This window comes from Pseudomonas sp. HR1, from assembly GCF_030175875.1.
GTDB classification, from domain to species: domain Bacteria; phylum Pseudomonadota; class Gammaproteobacteria; order Pseudomonadales; family Pseudomonadaceae; genus Chryseomonas; species Chryseomonas oryzihabitans.
This window is the reverse complement of record NZ_JASNRF010000003.1, coordinates 665,259-680,217: the sequence shown is the minus strand read 5'-3', so window position 1 is coordinate 680,217 and position 14,959 is coordinate 665,259. Positions and strand designations below refer to the sequence as shown.

At 66.3% G+C, this 14,959-nt stretch carries 17 protein-coding genes; 6 read left to right on the top strand and 11 right to left on the bottom strand.

Annotated elements, in window-relative coordinates:
- Positions 1 to 8: 8 nt before the first annotated feature.
- The 5 genes from aruF to QKY98_RS14525 form a co-directional block, all read right to left on the bottom strand.
- Complete coding sequence (gene aruF / locus QKY98_RS14545) at positions 9 to 1,028, bottom strand: arginine/ornithine succinyltransferase subunit alpha (RefSeq protein WP_027602735.1); 1,020 nt, start codon at positions 1,026 to 1,028, stop codon at positions 9 to 11.
- Between the two features lie 62 nt (positions 1,029 to 1,090).
- The gene (locus QKY98_RS14540; RefSeq protein WP_027602734.1) at positions 1,091 to 2,311 is read right to left on the bottom strand and encodes an aspartate aminotransferase family protein; all 1,221 of its coding nucleotides are present in this window, start codon (positions 2,309 to 2,311) and stop codon (positions 1,091 to 1,093) included.
- 185 nt (positions 2,312 to 2,496) lie between these two features.
- Positions 2,497 to 2,961, bottom strand: coding sequence for an outer membrane lipoprotein (locus QKY98_RS14535; protein ID WP_007159112.1), 465 nt, complete (start codon positions 2,959 to 2,961; stop codon positions 2,497 to 2,499).
- A gap of 133 nt (positions 2,962 to 3,094) precedes the next feature.
- Positions 3,095 to 3,742, bottom strand: a complete 648-nt coding sequence (pdxH, locus tag QKY98_RS14530; protein WP_074584359.1) for a pyridoxamine 5'-phosphate oxidase — start codon at positions 3,740 to 3,742, stop codon at positions 3,095 to 3,097.
- Between the two features lie 80 nt (positions 3,743 to 3,822).
- Complete coding sequence (locus tag QKY98_RS14525) at positions 3,823 to 4,668, bottom strand: OmpA family protein (protein ID WP_027596870.1); 846 nt, start codon at positions 4,666 to 4,668, stop codon at positions 3,823 to 3,825.
- Positions 4,669 to 4,922: 254 nt separating this feature from the next.
- Here QKY98_RS14525 and QKY98_RS14520 point away from each other — a divergent pair, with 254 nt between their 5' ends.
- Together QKY98_RS14520 and QKY98_RS14515 are read left to right on the top strand one after the other, a co-directional pair.
- The gene (locus tag QKY98_RS14520; RefSeq protein WP_284671130.1) at positions 4,923 to 5,342 is read left to right on the top strand and encodes a hypothetical protein; all 420 of its coding nucleotides are present in this window, start codon (positions 4,923 to 4,925) and stop codon (positions 5,340 to 5,342) included.
- 256 nt (positions 5,343 to 5,598) lie between these two features.
- Entirely contained in the window at positions 5,599 to 6,192 is a 594-nt protein-coding gene (locus tag QKY98_RS14515; protein ID WP_027596872.1) for an NYN domain-containing protein, read from the top strand.
- Positions 6,193 to 6,210: 18 nt separating this feature from the next.
- Here QKY98_RS14515 and QKY98_RS14510 read toward each other — a convergent pair whose 3' ends face one another.
- The 4 genes from QKY98_RS14510 to QKY98_RS14495 all read right to left on the bottom strand — a co-directional run bounded on the left by QKY98_RS14510 (position 6,211) and on the right by QKY98_RS14495 (position 10,782).
- Positions 6,211 to 7,356, bottom strand: coding sequence for a serine hydrolase domain-containing protein (locus QKY98_RS14510; RefSeq protein WP_284671129.1), 1,146 nt, complete (start codon positions 7,354 to 7,356; stop codon positions 6,211 to 6,213).
- A gap of 135 nt (positions 7,357 to 7,491) precedes the next feature.
- The gene (gene dinG / locus QKY98_RS14505; RefSeq protein WP_074584362.1) at positions 7,492 to 9,636 is read right to left on the bottom strand and encodes an ATP-dependent DNA helicase DinG; all 2,145 of its coding nucleotides are present in this window, start codon (positions 9,634 to 9,636) and stop codon (positions 7,492 to 7,494) included.
- Between the two features lie 135 nt (positions 9,637 to 9,771).
- On the bottom strand, positions 9,772 to 10,032 hold the full coding sequence (locus QKY98_RS14500) for a DUF1145 domain-containing protein (protein WP_007159119.1): 261 nt from the start codon (positions 10,030 to 10,032) through the stop codon (positions 9,772 to 9,774).
- A 90-nt stretch (positions 10,033 to 10,122) separates the two neighbouring features.
- On the bottom strand, positions 10,123 to 10,782 hold the full coding sequence (locus QKY98_RS14495; RefSeq protein WP_284671128.1) for a PA1041 family peptidoglycan-binding anchor lipoprotein: 660 nt from the start codon (positions 10,780 to 10,782) through the stop codon (positions 10,123 to 10,125).
- A 136-nt stretch (positions 10,783 to 10,918) separates the two neighbouring features.
- Here QKY98_RS14495 and QKY98_RS14490 point away from each other — a divergent pair, with 136 nt between their 5' ends.
- Both QKY98_RS14490 and QKY98_RS14485 read left to right on the top strand, forming a co-directional pair.
- Complete coding sequence (locus tag QKY98_RS14490) at positions 10,919 to 11,416, top strand: DUF6231 family protein (protein ID WP_145249350.1); 498 nt, start codon at positions 10,919 to 10,921, stop codon at positions 11,414 to 11,416.
- A 1-nt stretch (position 11,417) separates the two neighbouring features.
- Positions 11,418 to 11,891: a YchJ family protein gene (locus QKY98_RS14485; protein ID WP_284671127.1), complete on the top strand. Its 474-nt coding sequence runs from the start codon at positions 11,418 to 11,420 to the stop codon at positions 11,889 to 11,891.
- 12 nt (positions 11,892 to 11,903) lie between these two features.
- Here QKY98_RS14485 and QKY98_RS14480 read toward each other — a convergent pair whose 3' ends face one another.
- On the bottom strand, positions 11,904 to 12,470 hold the full coding sequence (locus tag QKY98_RS14480; RefSeq protein ID WP_150338375.1) for a hypothetical protein: 567 nt from the start codon (positions 12,468 to 12,470) through the stop codon (positions 11,904 to 11,906).
- Between the two features lie 169 nt (positions 12,471 to 12,639).
- Between QKY98_RS14480 and QKY98_RS14475 the strand changes: the two genes are divergently transcribed.
- Positions 12,640 to 13,122, top strand: coding sequence for an LEA/WHy family protein (locus tag QKY98_RS14475; protein ID WP_284671126.1), 483 nt, complete (start codon positions 12,640 to 12,642; stop codon positions 13,120 to 13,122).
- A 1-nt stretch (position 13,123) separates the two neighbouring features.
- Positions 13,124 to 13,321, top strand: coding sequence for an SEC-C metal-binding domain-containing protein (locus QKY98_RS14470; protein ID WP_007159125.1), 198 nt, complete (start codon positions 13,124 to 13,126; stop codon positions 13,319 to 13,321).
- Between the two features lie 57 nt (positions 13,322 to 13,378).
- On the opposite strand, the gene QKY98_RS14465 is transcribed toward QKY98_RS14470, so the two are convergent.
- The gene (locus tag QKY98_RS14465) at positions 13,379 to 14,872 is read right to left on the bottom strand and encodes a RimK family ATP-grasp domain-containing protein (protein WP_027596882.1); all 1,494 of its coding nucleotides are present in this window, start codon (positions 14,870 to 14,872) and stop codon (positions 13,379 to 13,381) included.
- Positions 14,873 to 14,959 lie beyond the last annotated feature (87 nt).

Genomic DNA, 14,959 nt, shown 5'->3' with positions numbered 1-14,959 from the left:
AGGGTCGGCTACAGCGCTACCAGACGAACCCGGTCGCCTTCGGCGATCTCCAGGGTGGCGATCTGCTCGGGGGAAAGGACGACGGGATCGCCAGGCGCCCAGCGCAGGGGCGTGGCCAGTGCCCGGAAGTTTTCCAGGCCGTCGTTGGCGATCAGGAACCAGGGCGCCTCCTCGCCGGCCGGGGCCCCTTCGCTCACCGGCGCCAGGCGGCTCTCGGCGATGGAGCGGATGGCCGTGGTGCGGGCGTGCAGGGTCGGACCGCCATCGAAGATGTCGATGTAGTTGTCGGTCTCGAAGCCCTCGCGGCTGAGGATGTCGAAGGTGATCTGGGCGCGGGGATGCACCTGACCCATGGCCTCCTGGGCGCTGTCGGGCAGCAGGGGCACATAGAGCGGATAGGTGGGCATCAGTTCGGCGAGAAAGGTGCGGCTCTTCTGCCCGGACAGGCGCTCGGCGGCGGCGTAGTCCATATCGAAGAAGTTGCGCCCTACCCCGTTCCAGAACGGCGATTCGCCGTCATCGTCCGCCAGCCCGACGATTTCCACCACCACCGTTTCGGCGAAGCGCGCCGGGTGGGCGGCCATGAACAGCAGGCGGGCACGGGAGTTGAGTTCGGCGTGGGGGGTGTCGAGCAGCGGGCGCTGGACATAGAAGCTGCTCAGCACGCTGTTGCCGGTCAGGTCGTGACAGAGCGACAGCACATGCACCTTGTTGTGGATCTTCAGCTCGCGCGAGGCGTGGATGAAGGTCTCGTTGCGAAAGCTGTAGAAGGGCTCGGAGAAACCGGCCGAGGCGACGATGGCCGAACAGCCCAGCAGCTCGCCGCTGGTGGTGTCTTCGAGCACGAAGAAATAGCTCTCCTCGCCATGAAAGCCCACCTCGGCCGCCAGCGACGACTCCGAGGTGCGGATCTTGTCGCGCAACCGCTCGGGGTTGTCGGGCAGCGAGGTGACGCCAACCGGGCTATCCGCGGCGAGCCGCTGGACCAGGGGCAGATCCGCCGCGCGCGCAGGGCGCATTACCAGCATGAGAACTCCTTGTGTACGGATCCATCCCTGGATGCCAGCGGTACGCGTCCCGCGTCCGGAGATTAGCCTTGGGTGAGACGCGCCAGGGCGCGATCCAGGCGGGCCAGGCCTTCGTCGATATCGGTCTCGGAGATGATCAGGCTCGGCGCCATGCGCAGCACGTCGGGACCGGCCTGCAGGATCATCAGACCCTCTTCGTTGGCGGCGGTGACGATGTCCTTGGCGCGCCCCTTCCAGCTGTCGTTGAGCACGGCGCCGATCAGCAGGCCTAGCCCGCGGATCTGCTGGAACAGGCCATAGCGGGCATTGAGCTGCTCCAGACCGGCGACGAAGCGCTGATGACGGGCGGCGACACCGGCCAGGGTTTCCGGGGTGGCGACGATGTCCAGCAGCGCGGCGCCCACGGCGCAGCCCAGCGGGTTGCCGCCATAGGTGCTGCCGTGCACGCCGGCGCTGAAGTGCTGGGCGACCTTCTCGGTGGTCAGCATGGCCGCCAGCGGAAAGCCGCCGCCGATGCTCTTGGCGGTGGTGAGGATGTCCGGGACCACGCCATAGTGCTGGTAGGCGTAGAGATGACCGCTGCGACCGACCCCGCTCTGCACCTCGTCGAAGATCAGCAGGGCGCCATGGGCATCGCACAGGCGACGCGCGCCCTCCAGGTAGGCCTGGTCGGCCGGCAGCACGCCGCCCTCGCCCTGGATGGGTTCGAGGATGACCGCGCAGGTCTTGTCCGAGACCACGGCTTCGAGAGCGGCCAGGTCGTTGTAGGGCACGTGGCGGATGCCTTCGATCTTGGGACCGAAGCCATCAGAATACTTGGGCTGACCGCCGACGCTGACGGTGAACAGGGTCCGGCCGTGGAAGCTGTTGGTGGCGGCGACGATCTCGTAACGGCTGCCGCCGCTGACGTCATGGCCATAGCGACGGGCCAGCTTGCAGGCCGCCTCGTTGGCTTCGGCGCCGGAGTTGGCGAAGAACACCCGGTCGGCAAAGGTGTGGTCCACCAGCTTGCGCGCCAGGCGCAGGGCAGGCTCGTTGGTGTAGATGTTGGAGACGTGCCAGAGCTTGCCGGCCTGCTCGGTCAGGGCGTTGATCAGCGCGGGATGGCCATGGCCCAGGGCGCTGACGGCGATGCCGCCGGCGAAATCGACGTATTCGCGATCGGCCTGGTCCCAGACACGGGAGCCCTCTCCTCGCACCGGAATGAACGCGGCGGGGGCGTAGGTCGGGACCATCACCTCATCGAAGGCGGCGCGTTGCACGTTGGGTTGAGAAGCGGACATCGGGGTTCTCCTGCCGATCACGGCGGTGACTGAGGGGGATTGTAGGACGGCCTCCAGGCGCGGCATTGCGCCCAGGCGACAACTATTTACGGGCGAAAACGCAAACGGGCATCCGATTCGCAGTCTAGCGATTCGGACGCCCGTTCTGGAAGGGCATGGACGTACCTTCGGGTACGCCCGGCGGATCAGTTGGGCGCGACGCGGCTGGTGCCGTTGACGGTCAGGATGCGCACCCGCTCGCCCACGCGGAAGATCTCGCCCTTGTTGACCGCCTGCACATAGGCGCGGGAGCCGCCGTCGTCTTCCTTCACGGTGATCTCGACCCCGTTGGCCTTGGTGAAGCCTTCTTCGGTGGCGGCACCCAGCAGGCCACCGGCCACTGCACCGATGATGGCGGTGACGAAGCTGCCACGACCGCCGCCGATGGCGCTGCCGCCAATGCCACCGACCACGGCACCGGCCCCGGCGCCCACCGGCGACTTGGTGCCCTCGATGGTGACCGGGCGCAGGGCGGTGATGGTGCCGGTACGGACCGTCTGCACCTGCCGCGCCTCATCGCGCGAATAGACGTCGCCGGACTGATCGGAGGCGCAGCCGGCCAGCAGGGCGACGGCGGTCAGGGAGGCGGCGAGCTGAAGGACTCTGTTCATGGGGCAACTCCAAGGGCAGTTGAAAGACACTGGCCGTACCGGGCAGCGGTACTGGCGCAGATCGCTATTATCCTTGACCCAGGGCGTCCGGGGAGGTTTCCGGCGACTGTAACGCCGGTACCTTGCGAACGCCTTAAGGTGCCAGGCGCTGGCGCTGCCACTCGCCTTCCACGCGCCGGTAGTCCAGCCGATCGTGAAGGCGGCTGGAGCGGCCCTGCCAGAATTCGATGCGCTGCGGCCTCAGGCGATAACCACCCCAGAACGGCGGGCGGCTCGGCTCACCGTCGGCGAAGCGCTGCTGCACGGCGGCCAGGCGCTGCTCCAACTCATGACGATCGGCGATGACCTGGCTTTGCGGCGAGGCCCAGGCACCCAGGCGACTCCCCAGCGGGCGGACCCGGTAGTAGGCGTCTGATTCCTCGGTAGAGACCTGCTCCACCAAACCCTCGATGCGCACCTGGCGCTCCAGCGCCGGCCAGAAGAAGGTCATGGCCGCCCGGGGTTGCCTGGCCATCTGCTGGCCCTTGGCGCTGTCGTAGTTGGTGTAGAAGACGAAGCCCTGGGCATCGACGCCCTTGAGCAGCAGCACGCGGCAATGCGGCTGACCCTCGTCATCGACGGTGGCCAGCCAGCAGGCGTTGGCTTCGACGGGAGGCTGCTCGGTGCGCACCGCCTCTTCGAACCACTGCCCGAACAGGGCATAGGGATCCGCGGGTGCCTGGGCTTCGGTCAGGCCGTCGCGGGTGTAGTCGCGACGCATATCGGCGAGGGACGGTGACATGGAGGTCTCCTGCTAGGTCGTTGTCGACCTAGCTTAACCAAGTCCCGCCCCGCTCGCCTGCTTCAGGACAAGCTTTGCGGCTAGCGCGCGGCCAGGGATTGCAGGCTGGCCAGCACGGTGGCGCGCGGCTGGATCAGCACCTCGACGCGGCGGTTGGCGGCGCGGCCGGCGGCGGTGGTGTTGTCGGCACGCGGATGGGCGGCCGCAAGACCCCGCACGATCAGGCGATTGCCGCTGTAGCCACTGAGACGGAAGATCGCCGCCACGGCCTGGGCGCGCTGCAGGCTGATCTTGTCGTTGAGCGCGGCGGCACCGGTGCTGTCGCTGAAGCCGAGCACGATGACGGCGCTGTCTTCATCCACGCTAACCGACTTGGCCGAACGCGACAGCGGGCCGAGCATCACCGGCAGCAGCATCTCGGCGCGATCCGGATTGAAGGAGCCGTCCACCGGGGTCACCAGCACCAGGGCATCGTCGCGACGCTCGACCTTGACGTTGCTGCCGGCCACGGCGACGCGCAGCTTCTGCTCGTGCTCGTCCAGCCAGGCCTTGCTGACCTTGACCGGTACCGGCTTGAGGACTTCCGCCTTGGCGACGGGCTTCACGTCTTCGCTGCCGAAGGGCCACCACCAGTGACTGCCCTTCTCGCCGGCCGCAGCGGCCTGCTCCGGCTTGGCCGCCGGCGCCTTCGCCGCGACCTTGGTTTCAGCCTTGGGCTCGGCGGCCTTGGCCACCGGCTTGACTGATTCGGCCGCCTTGTCGCTGCCGCCGAACGGCCACCACCAGTGGCTGCCACTGGTGGCGGTGCTGGCCTGGGCATTGCCCGGCTTGGCGGGGGCGGCGGCCTGGTCGCCATTTCCCTGGAAGGAGCTGCAGGCGGATACGCCCATGCAGAGAATGAGGGTGGTGGATTTGATCAGCTTCATGCAAAGTTTCCCATCGGCGAGCCGGAGGACCGAGTGAATCAATGCCCCGGCCAGAGCCGGCAGCACGAGTGAACTTAAAGTAGTTTCGAGATTGTGGCCGCAAACCTACGCCGGGCAAAGCGGTGGAGTCACGAAATTTGCGTATCCGCCGACCAGTGGCGTGTCTTGAGCCACGCCTCGACCAGATCCATACAGGTCAGGCGACAATCGAGATCCGTGGGCGCAAGGTCGCCCGACCAGCAGGAGGCTTGGGCATGGAAGACTTCATCGATGTCGCGACCCTGAAGGAACTGGCCGCCACCGCTGCAGCCATTACCCAGGCCTGCCATTGCCAGCAGCGGGATCTGTCGGGATGGACAGCCTGGCCAGTGGGCTATCGGGAAGCGGATTTCGCCCGAGTCGGCACCCTGGCGCGCCACGCGCCCGAGGAGTCGACCCTTGAGGAGTATCACCCCGCAGGCACTCACTACTGGGCGAGCGCCGCCCCGATCGCACCTCGCTTCTATCCCTGCAACCAGAGCACACTGTGGCGGTGCCTGGGCTGCCAGCGGCTCTACCTGCGACATAACGATGACGGTGCTTACCACGTAGCACCGCGAATCCGGCTGCTGCAGCCGACGCTGATCGTCGATGCCGCCCACGCCAGCGACGGGCGCGACAGCACGGCGACCTGACTACGCCAGTGCCAGCCGGCCTCTGCGCTGGAGCTGCTGCCAGCAGCCTGGCACGACGCCCGTACCGAACTGGTGGTCGCCTCCCCCGTCGCCTGGAGCGACGCCTTCACCCTCGCGGGCGCTCTAGCATGCGCCCCCTGGAATTCCTTCGCGTTACCTGAGGCGCAAACCGGGAATTAAGCCCACAATAGGCACCGCGTATCCCGCGTGCGGGTGTGCGCCCATCAACGGTAGAAAACCTGGTCCCAGCAATACGATGGCTACTACAACTCGAACGGGCGTCGCCTGGTTTGTCGACGGCGCCTACGCCCTGAGCGCCTGGAATGGTTCGGTATATGGCGCCAAATTCGACTATCTCAAACTGCGGCTTTTCATCGAGCAGGATGCGGGCGAACCCATAGGCGACGCCTACTACTTCAACTGCGACAGCGATCCGCCCACCGTCGCCCAGACCAACTTCAACAAGTTTCTCAGCTCGGCCCCACCCAAGGGCGCCGGTCTCAGGGTCAAGCTCTACTGGCTGCAGAGCAAGGCCCACGAATGGCCCGCCTCGGCCGGCGGCGGCCCGATCCTGCATCCGGTGACCGGCGAGCAGTACACCACCAAGAGCCAGAAGGGCGTCGATGTCGGCCTGGCCTTCAACCTGATGCGCTCCCATGCCAAGCGCGGCTGGAAGAAGCTGTACCTGGTCGCGGGCGACGGCGATTTTCACGAGGTGGTGCAGTACCTGGTGGAAAACGAAGGGGTCGAAGTCACGGTGATCGGCGCGCACTTCTCCATCAGCGGCGAGATCGCGCCCTATGTCCGGGTTATCGAATTCAAGGACATCGAGGCGGCCATCGCCCGCTAGCCGCCCGTCGCGAGGTCCTTACAGGCACTCCCCCACCGCGCGCGCCAGGGCCTGGGCGCGCGGATCCATCAGTACATAGGGGCCGAGGGTGTTGGTGACGAAGCCAAAGGCCACCTCGCGCTCCGGATCGGCGAAGCCGGTCGAACCGCCCGCCCCCGGATGGCCAAAGGCCTGGGGGCCTAAGCCGTAGGTGGCATTGGCCTGGTCGGGCTGGTCGAGCATGAAGCCAAGGCCGAAGCGGGTCGGCGTGAGCAGGGTGCGGTCCTCGCCCTGGCTGTGCTCCACCAGGGCCTCGCTAAGCGTCTCCCATTCCAGCAGATCGCCGGCCAGCAGACCGGCATAGAAGCCCGCCAGGCTACGCGCATGGCCATGGCTGTTGGCGGCCGGCTGCTGGAAGCGGCGCCACTCCGCCTTGTTGGTGCTGGTGAGCACCCCGGACGGATTGCCAAAGGCCAGGGTCGGCAGCGCCGCCGGATCGCTCATGGTCGTCTTGAGCAGGCGCTGCGCGGCGGCGTCGCCCAGCACGCCTTTTCCACGCACGATATGGGCGACGCGTTCGTCTTCGCTGGCCGGCAGGCCGATATGGAAATCCAGGTCCAGGCGCCCGGCGGTACGGCCGACGATGGCCTCGCCCGGGCTACGGCCATCAGCGCGCCGGATCAGCTCGCCGAGCAGCCAGCCAAAGGTGATGGGCGCATAGCCATGGGCGGTGCCAGGCGTCCACCAGGGAGCCTCGGCGGCGACCGCGGCAGTCATGGTGTCCCAGTCGTACAACGCATCCCCAGCCAGGCGTTCGCGCAAGGCGGAAACGCCGGATCTGTGGCTGAGCAACTGCCGCAGGGTGATGTCGGCCTTGCCGGCGGCGGCGAACTCCGGCCAGCGTTCGGCGACCGGCGCATCGAGGGCCAGCTTGCCCTCCTCCACCAGCTGCAGCGCCGCCACCGTGGTGAAGGCCTTGGTGCAGGAGAACAGATTGAGCAGGGTATCGGTATGCCAGGGCGTCTGGCCGTCCTTGTCGGCCATCCCGCCCCAGAGATCCAGCACCGTTTCACCGCCGACCTGGACGCACAGCGCCGCACCGCGGGTCTGACCGGCTGCGAGCAATTCGGCGAAGGCTTCGCGGACGGATTCGAATCTCAGGTCATGGTAGCCGTGGACGGTCATGGGGGCTCCTGGGGGTTTAAGGTGTTTACCGATAGCGCTGACAGGGAGTTTGGATAGGATCGCGGCCATGGGCCGCTCCTACGGTTAGGGTTACCTGTAGGAGCGGCCGCATCGGCGGACCGCCATGGCCACGAATTACTGGATCTCCCGCCGGAACGGCGGCAGCGCATTGAGGATGGCCTTGCCGTAGCGCTGGGTCACCAGGCGGCGATCCAGCAGCGAGATGGTGCCGCTGTCCTGCTCGGTGCGCAGCAGCCGGCCGCAGGCCTGGATCAGGCGCAGCGAGGCGTCGGGCACGGCGATTTCCATGAATGGATTGCCACCGCGCGCCTCGATCCACTCGGCGAGGGCGGCTTCCACCGGATCGTCGGGCACAGCGAAGGGAATCTTGGCGATGACCACGTGCTCGCAATAGGCGCCGGGCAGGTCGACCCCCTCGGCAAAGCTGGCCAGGCCGAACAGTACGCTGGCCTCGCCATCGTCGACGCGCTTCCTGTGCTTGTTCAGGGTCTCCTGCTTGGACAGGTTGCCCTGGATCAGCACCCGCTTGCGCCAGTCGCGCTCCAGGCCGTCGAAGACGTCCTGCATCTGCCGCCGCGAAGAAAACAGCACCAGGGCGCCACGCGCGCCGTCGAGCATGGCCGGCAATTCGCGAACGATGGCCGCGGTGTGCTCGGCGGCGTTGCGCGGATCGGCCTTGAGATCCGGCACCCGCAGCACCCCGGCCTCGGCATGGCGGAACGGACTGGGCACCACGGCGGTGGCTGCCGAGCGCGGCAGTCCGGATCTCATGCGAAAGCGGTCGAAGGTGCCCAGGGCGGTCAGGGTCGCCGAGGTCACCAGGGCGCCATAGGCGACGTTCCACAGGTGGCGGCGCAGCATCTCCGCGGCGAGGATGGGGCTGGCGTTGACCTCGATGTCGTACAGCGAACCCGTTTCGGCGAGGGTCATCCAGCGCGCCATGGGCGGGCTGTCTTCCGGATCCTCGCAGGTAAAGGCCGTCCACAACTCCCAATTGCCCTGGGAACGCGCCAGCAGACTGCCGAACAGCGGATACCACTCCTCGGCCTGGTAGCTGGCCAGGCCGATGCTGGATTCGCCATCCATGGCCTGCTTGAGCATCTCGGTCAGGCGGGTGAAGAGATCGGTGAGCTTGGCGAAGCCTTTCTTCAGCTCGATGCCCATCTCGCGCAGGTCTTCGGGAATTACCCCGCCGACGAATCTGTGCCGCGGCCGCTCGCGGCCTTCCATGTCCTCGCCCGCGCGAAAATCCGCCAGGGCCTCGCAGGCGGTAAACATGAATTGCTGCTGGGTGCGGATCTCCCGCGCCAGTTCCGGTACCTGCTCCACCAGCCGGCCGAGATCGCCCGGCAAGGGGTGCTGGGCAAGGAGCTTGGTGAGGTTCTTGGCGATCTGCTCCAGCCACTCGGCGGTGGATCTCAGCCGGGTGAAATGGGCGAAGTGGCCGATGGCCTTGTCCGGCAGGTGGTGGCCTTCGTCGAACACATAGAGGGTGTCGCGGGGATCGGGCAGGATGGCGCCGCCGCCCAGGGCCAGGTCGGCCAGCACCAGGTCATGGTTGGTGACGATGACGTCGACCTTGGTCATGCCTTCGCGCGCCTTGTAGAAAGCACACTGCTGGAAATTCGGGCAATGGCGATTGGTGCACTGGCTGTGGTCGGTGGTGATGCGCGACCACTGGACGTCCTCGATGGCTTCCGGCCAGCTGTCGCGATCGCCGTCCCAGCGATTGCCGGCCAGGCGCTCGATCATCTTGCCGAACAGCTCGTTGGACGCCTCGTCCACATCGATCTTGAAGCCATCCTCGGCGAACAGCTGGGCCGTGGCGTTCTGCGCCTGGCCCTCCTGCAGCAGCATGTCCAGCTTGGACAGGCACAGATAGCGCCCCCGCCCCTTGGCCAGGGCAAAGCTGAAGGACAGGCCGCTGTTGCGCAGGATGTCCGGCAGATCCTTGTGCACGATCTGCTCCTGCAGCGCCACCGTCGCCGTGGCGATCACCAGGCGCTTGCCGGCCGCCTTGGCCGCGGGAATGGCGGCCAGGGCATAGGCCACGGTCTTGCCGGTTCCGGTGCCCGCCTCCACCGCCACCACGGCGGGCTCGCCTTCGCGATGCCCCTCCTCGTCCTGGGCGATGGCACCCAGGCCCTTGGCGGTCTCCGCGATCATCAGCCGCTGGCCATAGCGTGGCTTGAGCGACTTGGCTTCGAGGAAACGCGTATAGGCGCCCTGGATCTGGGTCTTGAGTTCGGTGCTGAGCATGCCTGGTTCCGGGCGATGGCGAAGCAGCGCCACGTCCGGCGGACGAGCGCTGTATGCATCTACAGTAATGGATCTTGGGCGCTATGATAACGCGCCTGTCGTCAGGATGCGCCCGACGTTGAGGTCGCAGGCCGCTCAGGCCACCGGCAGCTGCGGCGGCAGCCGATGAAAGGCGCCAAAGATCAGCAGGCTCAGGCGGTCGAGCCAGGGATGGCGACGCAGGCGCAGGGCACGACGACTGGCGAAGACTTCACCCAGATGCAGGAGCAGCAGGGCCAGGGCCACCAGGGCGAGCAATTGGGGGAAAGGACGAGCGAGAGGCAGAGCGATGGCGGCGGCTGCGGCGAGCCAGAACAGCAGGAGAAGAACTTTGCCGGTAAGGGACAGGGTTTTCATGGATTCCAGCAGGAGGACGAGATGGATCGGACCATAACGCCTGGAGCCGGAAAAAGTAAAGGCGGCGGACCAGGGTCCGCCGCCGATGCATCACTCGCGGTCGATCTGGATTTCGACGCGGCGGTTGGTGGCGCGGCCTTCAGCGGTCTCGTTGGTGGCGATCGGCTGACGCTCGCCCATGCCCTTCACGGAGACGATGCTGGCTGCCGGCACACCGGCCTGGATCAGGTAGTTGCTGACCGACTTGGCGCGACGCTCGGACAGACGCTGGTTGTAGGCGTCGGTACCCTTGCTGTCGGTGTGGCCGGTGATCGACAGACGGGTGCTGGCGGCTTCGCCACGCAGACGACCGGCGATGCCGTCCAGCTGAGCCCGGTCTTGAGCATCGATGGCGGCGGAGTCGAAGGCGAAGTGCAGATCACTGGCGGTGATCACTTCCTGCTTCGGCAGCGGGGCCGGTGCGGGAGCCGGTGCGGGCGCCGGAGCCGGGGCCGGCGCGGGCTCCATGCGGGCGACCTGTTCGTTGCCCTTGCCATGCACCCAGCAATAGGCGCCGGCGGTGGTACCTATGCCCAGGGCCGCCATGCCGGCGACGTTACCGCTCTGGGTAGCGCCGGCCGCACCGCCGACCAGCGCGCCGACCGCAGCGCAGACCGGCCAATCGGATTTCTGTACGCCGCCCGCACAACCAGCCAGCACGGTGCTTGCCAGGATGAGGGGTAAAGCTGTCCTTGCGATGCTCTTGCTCATGAAGGGGTCTCCTATAGACCAGGTACCGCGAGTTGTGCTCGTCTTTCGTTTTATGGCGCTGTCAGACTAATGGTGGCGTACACATCTTGACAACGCTGGTTGCTTAGTCAATCGCGATTTGATTAGGGTTCCCTTAATGGCAAACATATTCTCGTCCCGTACCCCGCAACAGGCTCTGGCAAGCCTGCTCGAGCACCATCAGCCCAGGCGCCTGCTCTGTGTGGCACGCGAACCGCTGCCGGCGCTCGCGGCCTATGCCGAGGCCCATCCGCACTGCCAGCTGGTGCAAGCGACGGTGCCTCTGGATGATCCCAGCCTACTGGCCGAACGCTACGATCTGGTGATCGTCGCCGACTGCCTGGAACATCTGCCGCTGCGCCAGGGGCGTGAACTGCTCGGCGGCTTGCGCAACTTCAACACCTCGCGCCTGGCGGTGCTGGTGGACCTGGCCGCCAGCGACTGGCAGCTGACGGATTTCTATGCCCTGGCCCTGCAGGCCAGCGAGCGCTTCGCCCGCGACGGTCAGGTGGTCACCCTGTTCAGCTATGATCTGCACGACTACAAGCAGGTCCCGGACTGGCTCAATGCCAAGTTCTGGGCCAACCCGCAGAATTTCGGCAAGTACTGGTGGTGAGATGCAACCCATGGCCCCCTGCCCCTGTGGCTCGGATCGTCCGCTCGGCGACTGTTGCGGCGTCTTTCATGCCGGCACGCCGGCGGCCGATGCCGAACGCCTGATGCGCTCGCGCTACAGCGCCTATGTGCTGGGCTTGATCGACTATCTGGTGGCCACCACGGTGCCTGCGCAGCAGGGGCAGCTGGACAGGGAAGCCCTGACGGCCTGGAGTCTGGGCAGTCGCTGGCAGGGGTTGCAGGTGCTGGAGCATCGCCCCGAGCCAGGCGATCCTGACCATGCAAGGGTCAGCTTCGTGGCGCGCTGGGAGGATGGCCGCGGCGCCCATCGCCATGAAGAGCGCTCGGGCTTCGTCCTGCGCGAGGGGCGCTGGTACTTTCTCGATCCGACCGTACGCCCGCTGCCGGGTCGAAACGACGCCTGCCTGTGCGGCAGCGACGCCAAGTTCAAGAAGTGCTGCGCCGGCTTCCTGTAACGCCGGCCGTGCTCACTCCCTGACCAGCGTCAGGTGATCGGTATCCGGGACCGCCACGGGTAGCGGCTCTGAGGCCGGGCCCAGGTCGCTGCCCACCGGCGCCAGACTCAGGTGCGACAGATCGACCCGGGGCGGCGCCACCGGTGCGGCCTCGTCCTGGAGATCGGCGCCCACCGGTGCCAGGCCGAAATCCGGTGCCTGGACATCGACGAAGGCCGCCATCACCGCGTCGCGCGGGGCGACCGACAGGGATCCGCGCTCCGCGGACGGTGGCGAGGCGGTCACCGTGGTGGCCGGGGTCGGTTCCCGCGGCTCGACGGGTGCGGCAACCGGCTCGACCGTTTCGGCCATGGGCGCCACCTCGACCCGCGCCCCGGCCTGGGCCAGGGTGGCGCGATAGCGCTCGGCGGTGGCGGCGTCGAGGCGATTCTTGATGATCATGCGACGACCGGAAAAGAGCACGGCGATGCGCTGTTCATCCGCCTGAAACAGACGCATCAGATTCTGTCGGGTCTGCTGCGCATCGGCGCCAGCGACCAGCTCGCCCTGGAAGGCGATTTCATAGAGCACGGCGGACATGACGACCTCCTCGGTCACGGCAAGAGCTGCAGGATGCAACGTCGCGCCGGAGGGGTCCAGTCCGCATGGTCGCCTGGCCCAGGCGTTTTTTTGTTAGCCTGTGCCGAAGCGGCCCCGACTTGTGCAGCAATCGGTGCTTGTTAAACTGCGCAGAAAACGGGAGTGCCGCATGCTTCGCCAGGCCTTGTTCATCACCCTGCTCGGCGTTTTGCTGAGCAGCCTTGGCGGTTGTACCTACATGGGGCGCAACTATGAGGAGCCCCAGGTCGAACTGACCGGCGTGGAGCTGATCCGCGCCCGGCTGTGGAGCCAGGACTTCGTGCTGCACTTCCGCGTCCAGAATCCCAACGACAGCGCTCTGCCCGTGCGCAGCCTGGCCTATACCGTCTACCTGAACGATCTGCTGCTGTCCCAGGGGACCGCCAACCTGCATTCGTCGGTGCCGGCCAATGGTCAGCGCAGCTTCTCGGTGCCGGTGCAGACCAATCTGTGGCGCTACGTGAAGGACGTCGGTCGCATGCTGGAAGACCCCAACCAGCCGATCAACTATCGGCTGCGCGGTCGGGTGAAGACCGGCTGGCTGTTCGGGCGCAGTGTCCATTTTTCTCGCCAGGGGCAGTTCGTGCCTGGCGCCTACATCCCGGAGTTATGAGATGAACCAACACGTCCACGGTCCCGATTGCAATCACGACCATGACCACGATCACGGCCATGCCCACCATGTGCACGGCCCGCACTGCAACCATGGCCCGGCCCAGGAGCCGGTGCGCAATCCGCTGAAGGAAGTGGGTCGCAACGATCCCTGCCCGTGCGGCAGCGAGAAGAAATTCAAGAAGTGCCACGGCGCCTGATCGCGCTTTGAGCGACGGGTGAGGCCCTGCCCTCACCCGCTCCGCGACCCTGGCGCCTTACCAGGGCTGTCCGCCGCGCTGCGACTCCAGCCGCCGGATGAATTCCTCCAGCACCAGGGCGTAGAGATCGTCCTTGAGCACCAGATCCTCGACCCCGCAATCGATGTTGGGGTTGTCGTTGACCTCGATCACCGCCAACTTGTCGCCCGCCTGTTTCAGATCCACGCCATAGAGACCATCGCCGATCAGGTTGGCGGTGCGTACCGCCAGCTCGACCACCGCATGGGGCGCGTCCTGCACCGCCAGAGTGCGGAAATCGCCACTGACCTCGGTGGCGCTGGCGCTGTGGTCATAGATCTGCCAGTGCCCCTTGGACATGAAGTACTGGCAGGCGAAGATCGGCTCCTGGTTGAGCACGCCGATGCGCCAGTCGTATTCCGTATAGAAGAATTCCTGGGCCAGCAGCAGTACCGAACGCTCGAACAACTCGGCGCTGGCCTTGCGCAGCTGCGCGGCGTCCTCGACCTTGATGACGCCACGGGAAAAGGAGCCATCGGGAATCTTCAGCACCAGCGGAAAGCCCAGGCGTTCGCCGAGGCCTTCGAGTTGGCCGGGATTGTCCTTGTAGAGGATCTCGGTCGCCGGCATGTCCAGCTTGTGGGCGCGCAGCAGGTCGGCGAGATAGACCTTGTTGGTGCATCTCAGGATGGAGCGCGGGTCGTCCATCACCACTAGCCCCTCGCTTTCGGCCTTCTTGGCGAAGCGATAGGTGTGGTGGTCGATGGCGGTGGTCTCGCGGATGAACAGGGCATCGAATTCGCCCAGCCGCGCGTAATCCTTCTTTTCGATCAGCTCCACGTCCAGCCCCAGGTGCTTGCCGACGCGCACGAAGTTCTTCAGTGCCTTGGCATCGGAGGGCGGAAACGCTTCCTTGGGGTCGTGCAGGATGGCCAGGTCGAAGCGGTACTTCTCACGGCGCCCCGGCTTGAGCCAGACGCGGCGACTGAAGCCGTCGAGGGCGTTGGCGAAGAGGTCTTCCTGCTGCTCGTGCAGCTTGTGGATGCTGCCCAGCTTGAGGCCGCCGATGTGCCAGCCGGCGCGGTCGCGGCGGAATTCCACCAGCAGCAGCGGACAGGGAAAGGCTTCGAACACCTGGCGCGCCAGGTCCTGCAGGGGCGCGATGTCGGTGTTGCCGAAGTAGAGCGTGAGGGTGAAGCCATCGGCGCTGCCATAGGGATGACCGGCCAGCGCCTTGGTCAGCAGCTTGTCCAGGTCCTCCAGCGCCAGGCCGTAGAGGGACTTGCGCGCCAGTTCGCTGATGGTGCGCACCGAAGGGATGACCTTGTGCCCGCGGGCTTCGGCGAGCAGCGAGCAGTAGTAGCCGTGGCCGAGGTACTTCTGGCTGCGGCACAGGTTGATCACCTGCACGCGTTTACCATTGTCCTGTTCGTTGGATTGCTCCAGGTATTCCTGGGCGGTGATGACGTCTTCGCTGGGATAGTAGGACGACCAGTCTTCCTTGCGTTCCACGACGATATACAGCTTGCTCACTGGACCTCCTGGTTGCGGGGCGTGGTCCCGGCGGAAACCCGGATGCCGCCGGACCACTCCAACTGTTGTAACGCGGGTGCTATTAAC